At 73.1% G+C, this 20,522-nt stretch carries 7 protein-coding genes and 8 pseudogenes; 11 read left to right on the top strand and 4 right to left on the bottom strand.

Annotation, left to right across the window (positions count from 1 at the left end):
• The first annotated feature begins 1 nt into the window (after position 1).
• From BM536_RS09930 to BM536_RS09915, 4 genes and pseudogenes are all read left to right on the top strand, one after another.
• Positions 2–1,615, top strand: coding sequence for a YifB family Mg chelatase-like AAA ATPase (locus BM536_RS09930; protein WP_073491155.1), 1,614 nt, complete (start codon positions 2–4; stop codon positions 1,613–1,615).
• A pseudogene (gene dprA / locus BM536_RS09925) lies at positions 1,612–2,771 on the top strand (DNA-processing protein DprA). The gene BM536_RS09930 and the pseudogene dprA overlap by 4 nt, the downstream one beginning before the upstream one ends.
• A 301-nt stretch (positions 2,772–3,072) precedes the next feature.
• Positions 3,073–3,909, top strand: coding sequence for an RNA polymerase sigma factor WhiG (gene whiG / locus BM536_RS09920; RefSeq protein WP_073491153.1), 837 nt, complete (start codon positions 3,073–3,075; stop codon positions 3,907–3,909).
• Positions 3,910–4,002: 93 nt separating this feature from the next.
• Positions 4,003–4,558, top strand: a pseudogene (locus tag BM536_RS09915) (TetR/AcrR family transcriptional regulator).
• A gap of 91 nt (positions 4,559–4,649) precedes the next feature.
• On the opposite strand, the pseudogene BM536_RS09910 reads toward BM536_RS09915, so the two are convergent.
• From BM536_RS09910 to BM536_RS09900, 3 genes and pseudogenes are all read right to left on the bottom strand, one after another.
• Positions 4,650–5,217: pseudogene (locus tag BM536_RS09910) on the bottom strand (murein hydrolase activator EnvC family protein).
• Between the two features lie 29 nt (positions 5,218–5,246).
• Positions 5,247–6,485, bottom strand: a complete 1,239-nt coding sequence (gene lhgO / locus BM536_RS09905) for an L-2-hydroxyglutarate oxidase (protein WP_281258556.1) — start codon at positions 6,483–6,485, stop codon at positions 5,247–5,249.
• Between the two features lie 52 nt (positions 6,486–6,537).
• Positions 6,538–7,961: pseudogene (locus tag BM536_RS09900) on the bottom strand (NsdA family TPR-like regulatory protein).
• 723 nt (positions 7,962–8,684) lie between these two features.
• On the opposite strand from BM536_RS09900, the pseudogene BM536_RS09895 reads away from it, so the two are divergent.
• Positions 8,685–10,807 (top strand): annotated as a pseudogene (locus tag BM536_RS09895) (asparagine synthase-related protein).
• Positions 10,808–10,979: 172 nt separating this feature from the next.
• Positions 10,980–14,509: pseudogene (locus BM536_RS42665) on the top strand (AfsR/SARP family transcriptional regulator); the annotation flags it as partial.
• Between the two features lie 177 nt (positions 14,510–14,686).
• Here the strand turns inward: BM536_RS42665 and BM536_RS09885 are convergent.
• Positions 14,687–15,256: an NPCBM/NEW2 domain-containing protein gene (locus BM536_RS09885; protein ID WP_079275254.1), complete on the bottom strand. Its 570-nt coding sequence runs from the start codon at positions 15,254–15,256 to the stop codon at positions 14,687–14,689.
• Positions 15,257–15,538: 282 nt separating this feature from the next.
• Here BM536_RS09885 and rpsB point away from each other — a divergent pair.
• The 5 genes and pseudogenes from rpsB (at position 15,539) to BM536_RS09860 (ending at position 20,400) form a co-directional block, all read left to right on the top strand.
• Positions 15,539–16,482, top strand: a pseudogene (gene rpsB, locus BM536_RS09880) (30S ribosomal protein S2).
• 155 nt (positions 16,483–16,637) lie between these two features.
• A pseudogene (gene tsf / locus BM536_RS09875) lies at positions 16,638–17,473 on the top strand (translation elongation factor Ts).
• A 186-nt stretch (positions 17,474–17,659) separates the two neighbouring features.
• A complete protein-coding gene (pyrH, locus tag BM536_RS09870; RefSeq protein WP_073499090.1) occupies positions 17,660–18,421 on the top strand; it encodes a UMP kinase in 762 nt (253 codons plus the stop codon).
• A 195-nt stretch (positions 18,422–18,616) separates the two neighbouring features.
• A complete protein-coding gene (gene frr / locus BM536_RS09865; RefSeq protein WP_073499094.1) occupies positions 18,617–19,174 on the top strand; it encodes a ribosome recycling factor in 558 nt (185 codons plus the stop codon).
• A complete protein-coding gene (locus BM536_RS09860; protein WP_073499092.1) occupies positions 19,174–20,400 on the top strand; it encodes a phosphatidate cytidylyltransferase in 1,227 nt (408 codons plus the stop codon). Before frr ends, BM536_RS09860 begins: the two co-directional genes overlap by 1 nt.
• Positions 20,401–20,522 lie beyond the last annotated feature (122 nt).

Here is a 20,522-nt window from a genome sequence, read left to right as displayed (position 1 = left end):
GATGGGATTCGCACGCACCTGCTCGGTGGCACTGGTGGGCGTCGAAGGCGTCGTGGTCGAGGTGCAGGCCGACCTGGAGCCCGGAGTGGCGGCGTTCACGCTGGTGGGGCTGCCCGACAAGAGCCTGAGCGAGAGCCGGGACCGGGTGCGGGCGGCGGTGGTGAACTCCGGCGGTGAATGGCCGCAGAAGAAGCTCACCGTCGGCCTCAGCCCCGCCTCCGTGCCCAAGGCCGGCAGCGGTTTCGACCTCGCCATCGCCAGCGCCGTGCTCGGCGCGGCCGAGCGGATCGACCCGCGGGTGCTCGCCGACATCGTGATGATCGGGGAGCTGGGCCTCGACGGACGGGTCCGCCCCGTGCGCGGGATCCTCCCCGCCGTGCTGGCCGCGGCGGACGCCGGCTACGAACAGGTCGTGGTGCCGGAGTGCGCGGCGGCCGAGGCCTCGCTGGTCCCGGGCGTCTCCGTGCTCGGGGTGCGCAGCCTGCGGCAGCTGATCGCGGTACTCGCCGACGAGCCGGTGCCCCACGAGGAACCGGACGAGCCGGGCCGGCCCGACCCGCTCATGGCGGGCCTGCGCATGCCCGGCACCGGCGTGCACGGCATCGGCGGCGCCCCGCACGACCATGGGCACGACCTCGCGGACGTCGTGGGGCAGCGGTCGGCGCGTACGGCGGTCGAGGTGTCCGCGGCCGGCGGACACCACCTGTTCCTGGAAGGCCCACCGGGCGCCGGCAAGACCATGCTCGCGGAGCGCATGCCGGCCGTCCTGCCCCGGCTGAGCCGGGAGGAGTCCCTGGAGGTCACGGCCGTCCACTCGGTCGCGGGGCTGCTGCCGCCGGGCAAGCCGCTGATCGACGTTCCCCCGTACTGCGCCCCGCACCACTCGGCCACGATGCAGGCGCTCGTCGGAGGCGGAGCCCACATCGCCCGGCCCGGAGCCGTGTCGATGGCTCACCGCGGAATCCTCTTCCTCGACGAGACCCCCGAATTCAGCACCCATGCCCTCGACGCCCTGCGGCAGCCCCTGGAGGCCGGGCACGTGGTGATCGCGCGCAGCGCCGGGGTGGTGCGGTTTCCGGCGCGGTTCCTCATGGTGCTGGCGGCGAATCCCTGCCCGTGCGGCCGGTTCTCGCAGCGCGACACCCTGTGCGAGTGCCCGCCCTCGGCGATCCGCCGCTACCAGGCCCGGCTCTCCGGACCACTGCTCGACCGGGTGGACCTGCGGGTCGAGATCGACCCGGTCAGCCGGGCCGAGCTGGCCCACCGCGGCCCCGGCGGAGACTCCACGGCCACCGTCGCCGACCGGGTCCGCGCCGCACGGGAGCGCGCGGGGGCCCGCCTGGCCGGCACTCCCTGGCGGACCAACAGCGAGGTGCCGGGACGGGAACTGCGCAGCCGGTGGCATCCCGTGACCGGCGCCATGGAGGACGCTGAGCGGAGCCTGGAGCGCGGGGTGCTCACCGCCCGCGGGCTGGACCGCGTCCTGCGCGTCGCCTGGACCGTCGCCGACCTCGTCGGACACGACCGGCCCGACGCGGGGGACGTCGCCCTGGCCCTGCAGCTGCGTACGGGGGTCCCGCGCGGTGTGCCGATGGCGCTCGGAGCCCTGACATGACCGGTGTCGGCGAGCCGGGCGGGGAGCGGCTCGCGCGGGCCTTCCTCACCCGGGTCCTCGAACCCGGTGACGAGGTGGGTGGCGCCTGGGTGCGCGAGCGCGGTGCCGAGGAGGTGGTACGGCGGTTGTGCGGTGGCGGAGAAGCCCTGCCCGGGGCGACCGAGCAGCGCTGGACCGGCCTCCTGGCGCGGGCCGCGCGGGCCGAGCCGGAGCGGGATCTGGCCGCCGCCCGGGAGGCCGGAGTGCGGTTCCTCTGCCCGGGGGACGTCGAGTGGCCGGGGCCGCTGGACGATCTCGGGGACGCCCGGCCGCTGGGCCTGTGGGTCCGGGGCGGGCCCAGCCTGCGGATGTGGGCGCTCAGGTCGGTAGCGCTCGTCGGCGCCCGCGCCTGCACCGAGTACGGCGCACACATGGCGGCCACCCTCGCCGCCGGCCTCGCCGAGCGCGGCTGGGTGGTGGTCTCCGGCGGCGCCTACGGCGTCGACGCGCCGCCCACCGCGGGGCGCTCGCCGCGGGCGGCGCCACCGTCGCCGTGCTCGCCTGCGGGGTCGACCGGCCCTACCCGCGCGGGCACACCGAGTTGATCAACAGAATCGCGGACCAGGGTCTGGTCGTCGGGGAGCTGCCGCCGGGGGACCATCCCACACCGAGCAGGTTCATCCTGCGCAACCGGGTCATCGCCGCGCTCACCGGCGGCACCGTGGTAGTCGAGGCTGCCCACCGCAGCGGCTCCCTCGTCACCGCGCGGGCGGCGCAGCGGCTGGGCCGGCACACCATGGGCGTCCCCGGGCCCGCCACCAGCGGACTCTCGGCGGGCGTGCACGAACTGCTGCGCGGGGAGGCCGTGCTGGTCACCGACGCCGCCGAGGTCGTCGAACTGGTCGGCGGGATCGGCGAGCTGGCCCCGGAACGGCGTGGCCCGGTACTGCCCCGCGACCTGCTGGAGCCGGACGCCCGGCGCGTCCTCGCCGCGCTTCCCGGCCGACGGGCGGCGGCGGTCGACGAGATCGCCCGCGAGGGCGGCACCACCAAGGACGACGCGATCGCGAGACTGTACGAACTGAGGGCACTCGGTTACGTCGAACGACACGGCGACGACTGGAAGTTGACACGCCAGGCGATGGTCTCCCTGCGAGCGGGGCGAGGCCCGTGTTGACCGAGGGGGTTCGGCCGTCCGGGGGAACGCCGAACCCCTTGAGAATTCCCGCAGTTGACGCGTCCCGCCGGTCACCCAGGGCGACCGGCCTGCTCCGCCGGGCGCTCGCCGGAACGTATCTGCGTACAGCTCCGGGCAGAGAGTTCGCACACCGCGACACTCCAGTCACGCTACGCTCACGTGGATTCCGGCACAGACCGGCCACCCGGCACCACCCGACACCAAACGGCCGCCAGACCGGCGGCTCGCCCCAGAAACCCTCATCGCACGCACATCACGGCAGAACGACACAAGGCGACGAATGCCCCAGCACACCTCCGGGTCCGACCGGGCGGCGATCCCCCCAGCCGCCCGCGACGGTGGCAGCGTGCGGCCGCCCGCTCCCTCGACACTCGACGAGCTGTGGCGGTCGTACAAGGCGACGGGGGACGAGCGGCTGCGGGAGCAGCTGATCCTGCACTACTCGCCGCTCGTCAAGTACGTGGCGGGACGGGTGAGCGTGGGGCTGCCGCCCAATGTGGAGCAGGCGGACTTCGTGTCCTCGGGGGTGTTCGGGCTGATCGACGCGATCGAGAAGTTCGACATCGGCCGGGAGATCAAGTTCGAGACGTACGCGATCACCCGGATCCGCGGCGCGATGATCGACGAGCTGCGGGCGCTGGACTGGATCCCCCGGTCCGTACGGCAGAAGGCGCGCAACGTCGAGCGGGCCTACGCCACGCTGGAGGCGCGGCTCAGACGGACTCCGTCGGAGGTCGAGGTGGCCGCCGAGCTGGGCATCGCGGTGGACGACCTGCACTCCGTGTTCAGCCAGTTGTCGCTGGCCAACGTGGTGGCCCTGGAGGAACTGCTGCATGTCGGCGGTGAGGGCGGCCTCAGCGTCATGGACACGCTGGAGGACACCACCGCGGACAACCCCGTGGAGGTGGCCGAGGACCGGGAGCTGCGGCGGTTCCTGGCGCGGGCCATCAACACGCTGCCCGAGCGCGAGAAGACGGTCGTGACGCTGTACTACTACGAGGGGCTGACCCTCGCGGAGATCGGCAACGTGCTGGGGGTCACCGAGAGCCGGGTCAGTCAGATCCACACCAAATCCGTGCTGCAGTTGCGCGCGAAGCTGGCGAGCTTCGGCCGGTGAACCGGCGGACGACGACCGTGAGGCCGGAGCCACTCCCCATGCGGGTGCGGCGTCCGTACAGTGGTTGACGTGCCAAGGATTCGAGCGGCCTCCGTGGCCGAGCACCGGTCGATGCAGCGAGCCGCCCTGCTGGACGCGGCTCGTTCGCTGCTGTCCGAGGGCGGTACGGAGGCGCTGACCTTCCCCGCCCTCGCCGAGCGGACGGGGCTCGCGCGCTCCTCCGTGTACGAGTACTTCCGGTCGCGGGCGGCCGTGGTCGAGGAGCTGTGCGAGGTCGACTTCCCCGTCTGGGCGGCGGAGGTCGAGGCGGCGATGGCCGCGGCGCAGGGGCCGGAAGCCAAGGTGGAGGCCTATGTGCGGCGGCAGCTGGCGCTGGTGGGGGACCGGCGGCACCGGGCCGTGGTGGCGATCTCGGCGAGCGAGCTGGACGCGGGGGCGCGGGAGAAGATCCGGGCCGCGCACGGAGGGCTCGTGGCGATGATCGGTCGAGGCGGTGGGGGAGCTGGGGCATGCGGAGCCGCGGTTGGCGGCGATGTTGGTGCAGGGGGTGGTGGACGCGGCTGTGCGGAGGATCGAGCTGGGGGTCGAGGAGCCCTCCGTGGTGACGGAGGCGGCGGTGAGGATGGTCGTGCGGGGGGTTCGGGGCTAGCGGGTGGGGCGCGGCCCTGACGTTGCGGGGTAGCGGGTGGGGCGCGGCCCTGAGGTTGCGGGGTGTGGCTCCGGCCGGCGCCCTGACGTGATCACGGCAGCGGTACCCCCAACACCGGTAGCAGCCGCGATGGGGCCCTTCCCGCTCAGCCATGAGGGGAGCAGGGACAAGGGGTTCAGGTAGGTCTCGTCCCTGCGCAGGCCCCAGTGGAGGCATGTGGTGGGGCAGTGGGAGGTCATGGGGGAGAGGGTGCCGATCGGCTGGGCCGAGGTGATCTCGTCGCCCTCGGTGACCGAGGGGGCCACCGGCTCGTAGGTCGTGCGCAGGGGCGGGGTGCCCGTACCGGTCAGTTCCAGTGAGACCACGCCCCGTCCCGCCACCCGGCCCGCGAACAGGACCCGGCCCGCCGCGACGGCCCGGACCGGGGCGCCTGCGGGGGCCGCCAGGTCGACGCCGCGGTGGCCGCGGGCGTACGGGGTGGCCGGGGGGTCCCAGCCGCGCAGCACCGCGGGGCGCGTGCCCACCGGCCAGGACCGGGCGATCGCCGGAACCGGGGACGGGACAGTGGCGGGGGAGGGGGATGGGGACGGGACAGGTGGTCGGGGGACGGGGACGGGAGACGGGCGGGTACCGGGGCCGGTGGGAGTGCGCAGGGGCAGGGGGCGACCACCGTCGCGTCGCCGCTCGCCTACACCGGCCCCAGTGCCTCCAGTGCCCTGCGGGCCACCTCTCGGCCGATCGGCAGGGAGGCGGAGGCCGCGGGGGAGGGGGCGTTCAGCACGTGGATCGCGCGCGGGGACTGCCGTATGAGGAAATCGTCCACCAGGGTGCCGTCCCGTCGGACGGCCTGGGCGCGGACGCCGGGGGCCGCGCGGACCAGGTCCTGCGGCTCCACGGCGGGCAGCAGGCGGCGGATCTCCTCCACGAAGGCGCGCTTGGACAGGGACCGGTGCAGCTCCCCGACGCCGTGGCGCCAGTGCCGGCGGGCCAGGCGCCAGGCGCCGGGCCAGGCCGCCGTCGCCGCGGCCTCCCGCGGACGCACGACCCCCCAGCCGTACCCCTCGCGGGCCAGGGCCGGGACCGCGTTGGGGCCGACGTGGACACTGCCGTCCAGGCCGCGGGTGAGGTGCACGCCGAGGAACGGGAAGGCCGGGTCGGGGACCGGGTAGACCAGGCCGCGCACCAGGTCCTGGCGGGCCAGCTCGTAGTACTCGCCGCGGAAGGGGACGATGCGGACCTCGGGGTCGTCCCCGGTCAGGCGGGCGATCCCGTCGCAGTACAGACCCGCGCAGTTCACCAGGACGCGGCCGCGGACCGTGTCGCCGCGCGCGGTGCGGACGGCCACACCGCGGTCGGGGCGGCGGTCGACGCGGACGACCCGCGCGCCGTAGCGGATCTCGGCGCCGGAGGCCTCGCCGAGCTGCCGGGCGACCGCGGTGAAGTCGCAGGTGCCGGTCGTGCCGACATGGATCGCCGCCAGGCCGGTGATTTCCGGCTCGTACTCCATGATCTGGGCGGGGCCCAGCTCGCGGACCGCGATCCCGTTCTCCCTGCCGCGCTGGGCCAGGGCGTGCAGGCGGGGCAGCTCGGCGCGGTCCGTCGCGACGATCAGCTTGCCGGTGACGGCGTGCGGGATGCCGTACTCCGCGCAGAACTTGATCATCTCGGCGGAGCCCCGGACCGCGTAGCGCGCCTTGAGCGAGCCGGGGCGGTAGTAGACGCCGCTGTGGATGACGCCGCTGTTCCGGCCCGTCTGGTGGCGGGCCGGGCCCGGTTCCTTCTCCAGCACCGTCACGCGCGTGCCCGGCGCGGCACGGCTGATCGCGTGCGCCGTCGACATGCCGACGATCCCGCCTCCGATCACCAGCACGTCACAGTCGTAGCCGATCGCCCGCACCTGCACCACCTCCCGGCTTCGATAGTGCACTGCGCCACTGACAATGCCTTCAAACCCGTGGGGCGCCCCCGGCGCGGTCGGCTCAGGCCGGCGTCATCAGCAGGGGCCGGGCCCGCTCGCGCAGCTCGACCACGCGCGGCTCGTCGCCGTACGGCTCCAGGCGGTGCAGGAGGTCCTTGACGTACTCGGTGGTGCGGGCGGACGAAATACGGCCGGCCACCTCCACGGCCCGCACGCCCTGCGCGCAGGCCGCGTCCAGATTGCCCGATTCCAGCTCGGCGACCGCCGAGACGACGAGCCGCAGGCCGTGCGAGCGCACGAACTCCTCCGTCGGCTGCGACAGGGCCTGCTCCGTGAAGCGGCGCACCTGGCGTGGTGCCTTCAGATCGCGGTAGCACTCGGCGGCGTCGGCGGCGAAACGGTCGTAGGAGTAGAAACCCAGCCAGGACGGGTCGTGGTCGCCGTCACGGGCCCGCTCCAACCAGCTCTCGGCCGCCTTGAGGGCGCACCGGCGGCCTGCGCGTCACCTGCGCGCGCGTGGGCGCGTGCCTCGACGAGGCGGAAGAAGCTCAGCGTGCGGGCCGTGGCCAGGCCGCGGTTGCGCTCCAGGGCGGCCTGGGCGAGGTCGACGCCCTCGTCGCCGAAGCCGCGGTAGGTCGCCTGGAGGGACATGGAGGCCAGGACGTATCCCCCGAGGGGTACGTCGGCCGCCGCGCGCGCGAGGCGCAGTGCCTGGATGTAGTAGCGCTGGGCGGCCTCCTGCTGGCCGGTGTCGAAGGCCATCCAGCCCGCGAGCCGGGTGAGTTCGGCGGAGGCGCCGAACAGGGCGCGGCCGACCTCGTCGGAGTACGCGCCGAGCAGCAGCGGTGCCGCCTCCACCCGCAGGCACTCCGGCACCATGGACGAACGCCAGTCGCCGCCGCCGTACTTGGAGTCCCAGCGCCTGGCGTCCTCGGCGGCCTCCCGCAGTTTCCGTACGTCGCTGTGGCCGACTTTGAGCGGTGCCCCGGAGGCCTCGGCGGAGGTCACCTCGCGCGCCACCGAACTGTCGGCCGGGGTTATCAGCCACCGCGAGGCGGGCGTCGCGTACGCGCTCACCGCGAACGAACCCGCCAGCGACTGCCAGATGCCGCCCGAGCCCGCCCGGCGGCCCGCGAGGTCGAGCCGGTACAGCTCGGTCGCCGAGCGCACGGCCTGGCCGACGTCCCTGGGGAAGGCCAGGCCCACCTCGGGCGCGGGGTCCGCGTCCGCGAGCCCGATCTCGTGCAACGGCACGGGCCGGCCGAGCTTCTGGCCGATGGCGGCCGCGATCAGGTGCGGCGCGGCACCCTGCGGCACCATGCCCTTCGACACCCAGCGCGCCACCGACGTCTTGTCGTAGCGAAGCGTCAACCCGCGTTGTGCGCCCAGATCGTTGACGCGACGCGCGAGTCCCGCGTTGCTGATTCCCGCGAGGGCGAGAACGGTGCCGAGTTTTTCGTTCGGCCCGCGTTGCTCCCTGGACATTGCGCCACCCCTCGACACAGACGGCTGCCGCGCTGGCATAACCATGCGGCATTCGTAAACCCAGCGTAGTTCGCCGCATCCCAAGCGTTAAGGGGCATTCTTCCGGTTGGCGGGATTGTGGTCCGTACGGAAGTGCGGGTCCCCATACGCACGGTTGCGGCGTGCTCCCGACGTGTGGCCGTGCGCCCGTCCGTGCGCTCTACTCCGGCCACCGGGGGAGCGCTTCCATGGGCGGTGCGTGGGTCGGCCCGCTGTACTGGATCCAGTGGGCTGGGGGACACCGCCGCCACAATCCCCGCGGGCGGCGGAGCGGTCCGGGAGGCGTTCTCCGCCTCCCGGACCGACGCGCCGTGTTGAGGGCGCGAGTGTGACGGAGCGTGTGCGAACCTGTTTGAACGGCGGTTCGACGCGCGGTATTTGGCTGAAAATCGACCCTGTGTTCCGTCGACGAATACGCCTCTCACCATGGAAATCCAGGGCGCTCGGGGCATTCTGGGGGAGCGTATCGGGGGCGCATTCGCGTCGCACGCGCGGGGGTGCACGCGGTGATCGCCGCTTCACGCGCGGGAGTTCACACAACCTTCCCGGTCGGCATGGGGGCGCTCGCGCGGGCGCACTTGTCGGATCCTGCGCGGCGTCACCTTCCTCTACGGCGCGTTCTTCGTGGCAGCATGTGAACCGTTCGGACGGTGCAGCTGTTGTCCACAGCCTGTGGAGGCGTCGATGCGGTGGTTGGTGGGATGGAGCAGCACCGCCGCGGCCACTGGCCCCGGCACACCGGGAGCGGGGGCCTACGGCGGCCCGGGCACGTACACCGCCGAGGACGGCGGCCGGATCGGTCAGGACGGCGAGACGCTGCACCCGGTCGGCTCCCAACTCCTGTGGGGCGACCCCGATCCGCTGTGGGCGGTCGGCGACTGGCGGCCCGACGAGGTGCGCGTGGTGCGGGCCGACGCCCGGACCCGGATCGCGGTCCTCGGCACCTGCGGAGCGACGGACGAAGAACTGCGGGTCGGCCTGTTCGCCGCGCGCGGAGGCGCACTCCGGCATCTGACGGCCTGGCCCGGCAGCTACACCGCGGTCGTCCAGGTCGACCGGCGCATCACCGTCTGCGGCGATCTCGCGGGCGCCGCCCGGTGTTCCACACCCCCTGGGCGGGCGGCACGGCCTACGCGACCGCGGCGCTGCCGCTGGCCGACCTCATCGAGGCCAACCTCGACTTCGGCCACCTCGCGGCCCTCCTCGCCGCTCCCGACGTACCGGCCGCCGTGCAGGACTCCACCCCGTACGACGGCGTACGGCGCATTCCGCCGGGGCACGCACTCATTCTGCGCGCCGGCGCCCGCGAGATCGCCGGGTACGAGCAGGTCGCCTCGCTCGCCGTGGCGGCCGCCCCGGCAGACCCGGACCGCGCGGTCGACGCCGTCCGTGACGCCCTCGTCGAGGCGGTACGCGCGCGTCTGTCCGCGCCGCGGCACGTCCCCGACATCGACCCCGGCCCCGTGCCCGGCATGGGACCCGCGGAGCGCCGCGCCGCGCGCGGGATGCCGGTTCCGGGCATCGGCGCCGACCTGTCCGGCGGCCCCGCCTCCGGGACGCTCGCCCTCCTCGCCGCCGGCCTGCCCGGCAGACCCGGCACGCTTCTCGGCCACGGCACGGGCGCGGGCGAACGCCTGCTGGCCGTCACCTTCAACGACCTGGCCGTCGGCGGACGCGAGGCGGAACTGGAACGGGCAGGCACCCTCGCGGCCAACCCCCGCCTGCACCACGTCGTCGTGACCGGCGGCGAGGAGACCCTCCCGTACGCGGACCTGGACGGCCCGCTCACCGACGAACCCGGCCCCAGCCTGGTGACCGCGGCCCGCCACCGCGCCCGCCTGGCCGCGGGCAGCGCCGACCACTTCACGGGCTACGGCGCCCGCCAGGTCCTCGACGCCCACCCCGCCCGCCTCGCCGACCTCCTGATGGACCGCAAACGACGCCACCTGGTGCGCCCGGTCGCCGCCCTCACCAAGGCGGACGGCTCCGTCCTCGTCCCCGCGCGCGTGTACGGCGCCGCCCGCCGGCTGGCCCGCACGCCGTACCGGGCGGGACTGGACGGCCTCGCCGAACGGCTGATGCACCGCCGCTTCGACGACCCCGGAGGTGCGGTGGGCGCCTCCCTGGCCGCCCTCGCGTGGGGCGGGCCCGGTCCGGCCGCACGGTGGCTGACCGGTGAGGCGCTGGCCGAAGTATCGGTTCGCCTCCAGAGCACGGCCCACCGAGCCGGAGGGGGCCCCGGCCAGCGTCCCGGCGACTATCGCGCGCGTGCCGCCCTCGCCCGCCACGCGGCCGACCTGCGCGTCCTGGAACAGGCCGCCGAGATCCGCTCCCAGCGCCTGCACGCGCCCTTCCTCGACAACCAGGTCGTACGCGCCTGCCGCGCGCTCCCCGAGACCCTGCGCGTGCAGCCGGGGGCGCGCGCCGCGATCCTGCGTACCGTCCTCAAGAGCTCCGGCGTGGCCGACCTCCCGCCCGGCTGGGGCACCCCCACCCAGGCCACCGCCACCGCCGCGGCCCGCGCGGGCCTGCGCATGGCCGCGGACCCCCTCGTCGACCTCTTCGACGCGCCCCTCCTCGCCGACGCGGGCCTGATCGAGGCCCGCGTCGTCCGCAAGGCCCTCCGCGCGGCCGCCGCGGGCGAACCCCTCCCCCTCGACGGTCTCGCCGACCTGATCTCCCTGGAACTCTGGCTCCGCCGCCTCCTCTCCCGCAGAGGAACCTGCTGGACAGGCACCCCGGCCCGAGCCCGCGCAGTCCCCTCAGGCATCGCTCCGCAGAGACGGGCGGTCTCGTCGGGGGGCTGAGGGCAGCGCCGGGCTGCGCCTCCGCCCCCCAGCACCACCCCGGTGACTTCCCACGTACGGCCGTCAGCCGCCCCCGCACGCAGACCGGCCGCCTCTCACCGACGCCCGGTCACCCCACCCCGCGAGAAACCCCGTGCCCCACCCCACAACCCCACGCCGACCAATGAACCCCGTGCGGTACAGAATCCTGGGCGTCACCCAGACAACGGACGACCACGGCATCCCCGTACCCCTCCCAGGCCCCCGCCTCCGAGCCCTGCTCACCGCCCTCGCCCTCCGCCCAGGCCGTCCCGCCACCCCGGAAACCCTGATCGACGACGTGTGGGCCGACGCCCCGCCCCAGGACGCCCCCGCCGCCCTCCAGGCCCTCATCGGCCGCCTCCGTCGTACCGTCGGCAAGGACACCGTCACCTCCGCCCCGGGCGGCTACCGCCTCGCGGCGACGGAGGACGACGTCGACCTCTTCGTCTTCGAACGCCTCGTACGACAGGGTGCCGACGCCCTGCGCACGGGCGACCCCGCCACCGCCGCACGCACCCTGGACGCGGCCCTGGACCTGTGGCGCGGCCCGGCGCTCGCCGACCTCCGCGACCACCCCGCGGCCGCCCGCCCGGAGGCCTTGCGCCTGGAGGCGTCCCGCGCTCGCGCGGAGGCGGACCTGCTGCTGGGCCGTGCCGACGAGGCCGTACCCCGCCTGGCGGAACTGACCACCGCGCATCCCTACGACGAACCGCTGCACGCGCTCCTCATCCGCGCCCTGCGCGACACCGGCCGCCCGGCCGACGCCCTCGCCGCGTACGAGACAGCCCGCCGCACCCTCGCCGACGGCCTCGGCACCGACCCCGGCCCGGCCCTGCGCGCCCTGCACGCCGAACTGCTCGACGGCCGCGGCTACGGGGACAACCATGAGGGGAACAGCCGCGACGGGGGCAGCCGCGACGGCGGCAGCCGCGCCGGTGGCAGCCACGACGGCGGCAGCCCGCCGCGGCCGGCCGCCGAGCCGGACACGCCCCTCACCCCGCCCCGACTCCCCGAACGCACCGGCAACCTTCGTCCACGGCTTACCTCTTTCGTGGGCCGGGAACCCGAGATCGCCGCCATCCGTTCCGAATTGCACAGGGCTCGTCTCGTCACCCTCACCGGACCGGGCGGCTCAGGAAAGACCCGTCTCGCCGAGGAAGCCGCCGCCGGGCTCCCGCAGGCGTGGCTGGTCGAGCTGGCGTCGCTCGACCGGCCGGAGGCGGTGCCAGGCGCGGTGGTCAGTGCCCTCGGTCTGCGCGAGACCGTGCTGCTGACCACGACCTGGCGACCCCGCAGGACGACCCGGTCGCCCTGCTCGTCGAGTACTGCGCCCCGCGCAGCCAGCTCCTGATCCTTGACAACTGCGAACATGTCATCGGCGCCGCCGCCGGCCTCGCCGAGACCCTGCTCACCCGCTGCCCAGGGCTCACGATCCTCGCCACCAGCCGTGAACCCCTGGGCGTCCCCGGCGAGTCGGTCCGTCCGGTCGAGCCCCTCCTCCCCGACCAGGCGTACCGCCTCTTCACCGAGCGCGCGGCCACGGTCCGCCCCGCCACGCCCGCCCACCCCGCCACGGCCGCCGCCCTGCGGGACGAGGAAGCGGTGACGGAGATCTGCCGGCGGCTGGACGGGCTGCCGCTCGCCATCGAGCTGGCCGCCGCCCGGCTGCGGCTGCTCACCCCCCGTCAGATCGCCGACCGCCTCGACGACCGCTTCCGCCTCCTCACCTCCGGGAGCCGCACGGCGCTGCCCCGCCAGCAGACCTTGCGGGCCGTCGTCGACTGGTCCTGGGACCTGCTCGACGAGCCGGAGCGCACGGTGCTGCGCGAACTGTCCGTGTTCGCGGGCGGCTGGGACCTGGAGGCGGCGGAGGCCGTGTGCACCGGCCCCGTCACCGACCTCGTGGGAGCGCTCGTCGACAAGTCTCTCGTCGTCGCGGCACCGGGTACCAGGGGCGGCGCCGACGGCATGCGCTACCGCATGCTGGAGACGATCCACGAGTACGCCACCGAGCGCGCCGCCGAGACACCGGAGGTGCGCGCGGCTGCCGAGCGCCGGCACCGGGGCTGGGTGCGCGCGCTCGTCGAGCGGGCCGACCCCCTGCTGCGCTCCGCGGAGCAACTTCCCTGGATAGCCCGTCTGGAGACCGAGCTGGACAACATCCGGGTGGCGATCCAGCGCGGCCTCACCGCGGGCGACGAGGAGGAGGCCGCCGCCGTCTGCATCGCCATGGGCTGGTTCTGGTGGCTGCGCAACTACCGCTACGAAGGCGCCGCCTGGACGGACCGCACTCTGCGCCTGGGCGCGGTCCTGGACCGACTCCCGGCCGCGCGAACGGACGTCGGCAGCCGCGCCACGTCCGTCACTCCAGCCGCCCCCGCCATCCCGGTCACATCGGCCGCCCCCGCCACATTCGCCGCCCCAGCCGGCCAGACCGCCTCCGCCGTCTCCACCGCCCCAGCAATCCCCGCCGACCTCGCGACCTGTATGGCCGCCGTCGATCCCGTCGACGCCTTCCTCGCCGAGCCCGACGGGGAGAAGACCCACCCCCTGCACACGCAGCGGATGTCCCTCCGCATGCTGCACCTGTTCCTGCTGTCCGAGTCCGCGCCCAGGGGTGTGGCGGCGGACCCCCGCCAGGCCGCGTACCTCCAGCGGCTGCGCAACCGCTATGAACCGGGCGGCCCGGAGGCGGCCCGCATGCCCGGCCTGATCTGGCCGCTGACCGCCTTCCAGCTGCGGGACACGGAGGACCTGCGCGGCGTCCTGGAAGCGGCCGTGATCAACTGCCGGGCCTACGGCGGCGACTGGGAGCTGGGCTGCGTCCTGATGTTCCGTACGCACGCGGTCGTCGACTCCCCCGGCGGGCTGCTCGGCGTGGACGACGACCTGGCCGAGCTGCGCGTGCTCAGCCGGCGTGTCGGCGACCGGTGGATGCGGGCCCAGGTGTGCAGCGCGGCCGGTGAGGCGGAGATGGCCCGCGGTAGGTTCGCGGAGGCCGAGGGGGAGTACCGGGAAGGGCTGCGGCTCGCCTACGAGGTCGGCGCGTACGCGGAGTCGCCGTTCCTCATCGCCCGCCTCGCGGAGATCGCCTACCGCTCGGGCGACCGGGCCGGAGCCCTCACCGCGCTCGACGAGGCGGACACCGCGGCCGAGCGCTACGGCGTGGCGGACGCCAGGGCGTTCGTGCTTCTGCTGCGCGCCCAGATCGCCGTGGACGAGGGTGACACCGCGCACGGGCGGGAGCTGTGCGACGCGATCCGCGTGGCCGCCGCCGCGGGCACTCCACCGCCCCAGTTCATCGCGGCGCTGGGCCTGCTCGAGGCGGAGGTGATCACCGGCGAGTCAGGCCCGGAACCCGCCCTGGCACTGCTCGCCGGCACCCTGCGGCAGGCGCTGGCGGACCAGTGTGCCGAGGGCGTCCTCTCGGCCGTCGTCGACGGCGCGGCGACCCTGCTGACCAGGCTCGGGGACTTCCCACGCGCGACCCGGCTGCTCGCGGTCGCCGACGCGCTGTACGGCCCCTACCCGCGGCCCGCCCCCCAGCGCGCACTCGCCGAGCAGGCCGAGGCAGCGGCCCGCGAAGCCCTGGGTGCCGAACGGCAGGAGGCCGAGCGGGCGCGGGGCAGAGCCCTGACGGTGACCGGCGCCCTGCGCGAACTCACCGAGGCCGTGCACGCACACCCGACACCGACACCCACACCGACACCGACACCCACACCGACAACCACCCCCACACCGACAAGCACCCCCACCACCCGAGCCGACACCCACACCCGAGCCCGACACCCACTCTCAAGCCGACCCCGACCCCGACCCCGGCTCCGACCCCGGCTGCCACCCCCGGCACCTCGACCGCTACGAACAGGTGAACCGGGACTCGGCCCAGTCCGCCAGCGCCACCGTGTCGAGGTGGTTGTGCGGCTCGACCACCAGGGTGACGGTCGCCCGGCCGGAGAGGTTCACATGGACGGGCACGGCGGGGTCGCCGCCCCTGACCGTCCCGGACGACCACAGTTTCACCCCGTCGGCGTAGACCGAGAAGACGACTTTGCCGAGCTTCAGCGTCATGTCGTCGAGGCCGGCCACAGCGTCGTAGGCGGTGCAGCTGCGGTTGAGGTCGATCGTGACGGAGGAGTCGCCGTGCACCGTCACTCCACGCGCGTACTCCCGGTCGGCGACGGACAGGCCGTTCCGCTGCCACACCCAACTGCTCGCGCCGAGGCGGATCTCCGGCCCGGTGCCGTCCCCGTTGATGTCGAAGGACAGCTCGCTCAGCTCGTAGACCGCCGGTACGGGCACGGGCACGGGCGCTGGCGGGGGAGTCGGCGTCGGCGTGGGCGTGGGCGTGGGCGTCGCGCCGGACGCCGAGGCCGTCGCCGTGAGCAGGAGGCCCAGCAGCAGGGCCAGGAATCGCTTGACGTGCATGGGAGAACCGTCCCGCCCGCGGATCCGGCGTCGCCCGGACCTGTGGACCACTCCCCGGTTGTGGACAGCGGCGTCACCCGGTACCCCGTGGGTCCCGTACACTTCTTCTGGCGATCCGGGTCACCGGGTCGACTTCGCACGCCCCGGTACCAGGGCCCCGACCTCGGTCGGATTCCCGGTATCTGCGCCCCTCGGTCCTTCGTGGCTCGGCGCACAGCGGGCGTCAGGCGCGGGATCCGTCCGGTTCCCGCGGCACAACCGAGAAACTCAAGGAGAGCGGCCATGGCCGTCGTCACGATGCGGGAGCTGCTGGAGAGCGGCGTCCACTTCGGTCACCAGACCCGTCGTTGGAACCCGAAGATGAAGCGCTTCATCTTCACGGAGCGCAACGGCATCTACATCATCGACCTGCTCCAGTCGCTGTCGTACATCGACCGCGCCTACGAGTTCGTCAAGGAGACCGTCGCCCACGGCGGCACGGTCATGTTCGTCGGCACGAAGAAGCAGGCGCAGGAGGCCATCGCCGAGCAGGCCACCCGCGTCGGCATGCCCTACGTCAACCAGCGCTGGCTGGGCGGCATGCTCACCAACTTCTCGACCGTCTACAAGCGTCTGCAGCGCCTCAAGGAGCTCGAGCAGATCGACTTCGAGGACGTCGCCGCGTCGGGTCTGACGAAGAAGGAGCTGTTGGTCCTCTCGCGCGAGAAGATCAAGCTCGAGAAGACCCTCGGCGGTATCCGCGAGATGTCCAAGGTTCCCAGCGCCGTCTGGATCGTGGACACCAAGAAGGAGCACATCGCGGTCGGTGAGGCCCGGAAGCTCAACATCCCGGTCGTCGCCATCCTCGACACCAACTGCGACCCCGACGAGGTCGACTACAAGATCCCGGGCAACGACGACGCGATCCGCTCCGTCACGCTGCTCACCCGCGTGATCGCCGACGCCGTGGCCGAGGGCCTCATCTCGCGTTCCGGTGTCGCCACCGAGGGCAAGGGTGACAAGCCGCCGGCGAGCCGCTGGCCGCGTGGGAGCGCGACCTGCTCGAGGGCGAGAAGAAGGCGGACGGCGAGAGCGCGGACGACGCCGCCGAGAAGCCGGCCGAGGCCGCTGCCGAGGCGCCCGCCGCCGAGGCCGCCGCTGAGGCGCCGGCTGCCGAGGAGGCCCCGGCTGCGGAGGCTCCGGCCGCCGAGGCCGAGGCGCCGGCCGCCGAGGGCGAGAAGGCCTGACCCGTCGGGACGTGCGACGGCGGGAGCGGTGACACCAGGTCCGCTCCCGCCGTTCACCCGTAGGTCAGCGGTGGGTCACAGGGCTACAGCTCCATGTAGACCGCAGACCCCGTAGATCTCCGATCTTCCAGACTTCGAGAAAGACTCACAGACTCATGGCGAACTACACCGCCGCCGACGTCAAGAAGCTCCGCGAGCTCACCGGCGCCGGATGATGGACTGCAAGAAGGCGCTGGACGAGGCCGAGGGCAACGTCGACAAGGCCGTCGAGGCGCTCCGTATCAAGGGCCAGAAGGGCGTCGCCAAGCGCGAGGGCCGCTCCGCCGAGAACGGCGCCGTGGTCTCGGTCATCGCCGACGACAACTCGGCCGGCACGATCGTCGAGCTGAAGTGCGAAACGGACTTCGTCGCCAAGGGCGAGAAGTTCCAGGCCGTCGCCAACGCGATCGCCGAGCACGTCGCCAAGACCTCCCCGGCCGACATCGAGGCGCTCCTCGCCTCCGAGATCGAGCCCGGCAAGACGGTCCAGGCGTACGTGGACGAGGCCAACGCCAACCTGGGCGAGAAGATCGTCCTGGACCGCTTCGCACAGTTCGCGGACGGCTACGTCTCCGCGTACATGCACCGCACGATGCCCGACCTGCCCCCGCAGATCGGTGTCCTCGTCGAGCTGGACAAGCCCAACGCGGACGTCGCCAAGGGCATCGCCCAGCACATCGCCGCCTTCGCGCCGAAGTACCTCTCCAAGGAGGACGTGCCGGCCGAGGTCGTCGAGTCGGAGCGTCGTATCGCCGAGGAGACCACCCGCGCCGAGGGCAAGCCCGAGGCCGCGATCGCCAAGATCGTCGAGGGTCGTCTCAACGGCTTCTTCAAGGACGCCACGGTCCTCGGTCAGCCGTACGCCCTGGACAACAAGAAGTCCGTGCAGAAGGTCCTGGACGAGGCCGGTGTCAGCCTGAAGCGCTTCGCGCGCATCAAGGTCGGCATCTGAGTCCGTACCGCGACGGACGCCCGGCCCCGATAGGGTCGGCAGCAGTCGTCCGTGGACGCCGTCACCTGGCGTGTGACGGACGACAGCAGATCTGACGAGGAGGCCATTGCCGCGCACGGGTTGCGAACACCCCACCGGCAGTGGCCTTCTTCGTATGTGCACCACGTGAAAGAGGCGGGATCTCCCATGACCACCACCAAGGCCCAGAAGAGCGACGACGGCAAAGTGAGCGGCCGGTTTCTGCTGAAGCTGTCCGGAGAGGCTTTCGCCGGTGGCGGCAGCCTGGGTGTCGATCCCGACGTGGTGCACAAGATCGCCCGTGAGATCGCGGCCGTCGTGCGTGACGGGGCGGAGATCGCGGTGGTCATCGGCGGCGGCAACTTCTTCCGTGGTGCCGAACTCCAGGTGCGCGGCATGGACCGGGCCCGTTCGGACTACATGGGCATGCTCGGCACGGTCATGAACTGCCTCGCCCTCCAGGACTTCCTGGAGAAGGAGGGCATCGACAGCCGGGTCCAGACCGCCATCACCATGGGCCAGGTCGCCGAGCCGTACATCCCGCTGCGCGCCGTGCGTCATCTGGAGAAGGGCCGCGTCGTCATCTTCGGCGCCGGCATGGGCATGCCGTACTTCTCCACCGACACCACGGCCGCCCAGCGCGCCCTGGAGATCGACGCCGAGGCGCTCCTGATGGGCAAGAACGGCGTGGACGGTGTCTACGACTCCGACCCGAAGACCAACCCGGAGGCCGTCAAGTTCGACGCCCTCGGCTACGGCGAGGTCATCACGCGCGAGCTGAAGGTCGCCGACGCCACCGCCATCACGCTGTGCCGCGACAACAAGCTCCCGATCCTCGTCTTCGAGCTTCTGGTGGAGGGCAATATCGCTCGGGCCGTCAAGGGTGAGAAGATCGGCACGCTGGTGAGTGAGCAGGGCAGCCGGGCCTGACCGGCGGAACTCCCCGGTCCGGTCCGTGGGAACCCCGGTTCGTACGACAACACCTGACCGGGCGACGGACCCTGGTCGGGGGATGGACAATGTCCTGCCGGTCGGGAACCGTGCAGGAAGAAGACGCGACGCAGCCGGCCGCCGCCTCCGCAAGGAACCGGAGCCGGGCCTACTCAAGACACGCAGGAGCAAGTGGTGATCGAAGAGACCCTCCTCGAGGCCGAGGAGAAGATGGAGAAGGCCGTCGTGGTCGCCAAGGAGGACTTCGCCGCGATCCGCACCGGCCGTGCGCACCCGGCGATGTTCAACAAGATCGTGGCCGACTACTACGGCGCGCCGACGCCGATCAACCAGCTGGCTTCGTTCTCCGTTCCGGAGCCGCGCATGGCGGTCGTGACCCCGTTCGACAAGAGCGCGCTGCGCAACATCGAGCAGGCGATCCGTGACTCGGACCTGGGCGTCAACCCGAGCAACGACGGCAACATCATCCGGGTGGTGTTCCCCGAGCTGACGGAGGAGCGCCGCCGCGACTACATCAAGGTCGCCAAGAGCAAGGGCGAGGACGCCAAGGTGTCCATCCGCGCCGTGCGCCGCAAGGCCAAGGACGCGATCGACAAGCTCGTCAAGGACGGCGAGGTCGGCGAGGACGAGGGCCGCCGTGCCGAGAAGGAACTCGACGACACCACCGCGAAGTACGTCGCCCAGGTGGACGAGCTCCTGAAGCACAAGGAAGCGGAGCTGCTCGAGGTCTGATGAACGACTCTTCCTGGGGCGCTCCGCCACGAGCCGGTTCACAGGCCGGGTACTGGGGGCCCAACGATCACGGGGCCGTCCCGCACGGGCCTGTCCAGGGGGCTGCCCCGGCGGGTCCCGCGTACGATGCGCCTGAGGCGCAGCAGACTCGCCCCATGCCCATCGTCCCCGACGTACCCGCTCACGGCGGAAACCAGGATGACGACCGGGGGGCCGCTCGGCTGGGCGGCCCCTTGTTCCGAGACGAGACGTTCCGCGACGGGACGTCCCACGGCGGGACGTTCCGAAACGAGACGTCCCCGGCGGGGGCGTTCCGTGCCGAGACCCCGTCGGCACAGCCCCCTGCGGCGGTGCCGCAGAATCCGGAGCCCATGCCCGACGCACCACAGCCGGCATCCGCCCCGCAGAAGAAGAGCGCGGGCCGGGACCTGACTGCGGCCATAGGGGTCGGCGTCGGACTCGGTGCGGTGATCATCGCGTCGCTGTTCGTCGTCAAGGCCGTCTTCGTCGGCGTGATCGCGGTCGCCGTCGTCGTCGGTCTGTGGGAGCTGACCAGCCGGCTCCAGGAGCGCAAGGGCATCAAGGCTCCGCTGGTGCCGCTCGCGGTCGGCGGCGCGGCCATGGTCGTCGCCGGATACGTCCGGGGTGCCGAGGGCGCCTGGGTCGCCATGGCCCTGACCGCGCTGGCGGTCCTGGTCTGGCGGATGACGGAACCGCCGGAGGGCTACCTCAAGGACGTCACGGCCGGCGTCTTCGCGGCCTTCTACGTCCCCTTCCTGGCCACGTTCGTCGCGATGATGCTCACCGCGGACGACGGGGCGCTCCGCGTCATGACGTTCCTGCTCCTGACGGTCGTCAGCGACACCGGGGCCTACGCCGTCGGCTGGCGCTTCGGCAAGCACAAGCTCGCTCCGCGGATCAGCCCAGGCAAGACCCGCGAGGGCCTGCTCGGCGCGGTGTCGTTCGCGATGGTCGTCGGTGCGCTGTGCATGGAGTTCGTCATCGAGGACGGCACCTGGTGGCAGGGTCTGCTGCTCGGCCTGGCGGTCGCGGCCAGCGCCACCCTCGGCGACCTCGGCGAGTCCATGATCAAGCGGGACCTCGGCATCAAGGACATGGGCACCCTGCTTCCCGGTCACGGCGGCATCATGGACCGCCTGGACTCGCTCCTGCCCACCGCGCCGGTGGTGTGGCTGTTGCTGGTGCTGTTCGTGGGGTCCGGCTGAGTGGTGCTCAGCCCGGCCCTGAACGAGCCCTCGTCCTCCACGGACGGGGGCTCGTCCCGTGATCGACCCCTCCCGCCAGGGTCCCGCGCGGGGGGGAGGGGGGCGGCAAGACGGGGTGAGGG

This window comes from Streptomyces phaeoluteigriseus (assembly GCF_001896135.2).
Taxonomy (GTDB): Bacteria; Actinomycetota; Actinomycetes; order Streptomycetales; family Streptomycetaceae; genus Streptomyces; species Streptomyces phaeoluteigriseus.
This window is presented reverse-complemented; position numbering and strand designations above follow the sequence as displayed.

Excerpts from the sequence above, each read along its gene's own strand:
- BM536_RS09930 (WP_073491155.1), top strand. The coding sequence starts at position 2 with ATGGGATTCGCACGCACCTGCTCGGTGGCACTGGTGGGCGTCGAAGGC.
- whiG (WP_073491153.1), top strand. The coding sequence starts at position 3,073 with ATGCCCCAGCACACCTCCGGGTCCGACCGGGCGGCGATCCCCCCAGCC.
- BM536_RS09885 (WP_079275254.1), bottom strand. The coding sequence starts at position 15,256 with ATGCACGTCAAGCGATTCCTGGCCCTGCTGCTGGGCCTCCTGCTCACG.
- pyrH (WP_073499090.1), top strand. The coding sequence starts at position 17,660 with ATGACCACCACCAAGGCCCAGAAGAGCGACGACGGCAAAGTGAGCGGC.
- BM536_RS09860 (WP_073499092.1), top strand. The coding sequence starts at position 19,174 with ATGAACGACTCTTCCTGGGGCGCTCCGCCACGAGCCGGTTCACAGGCC.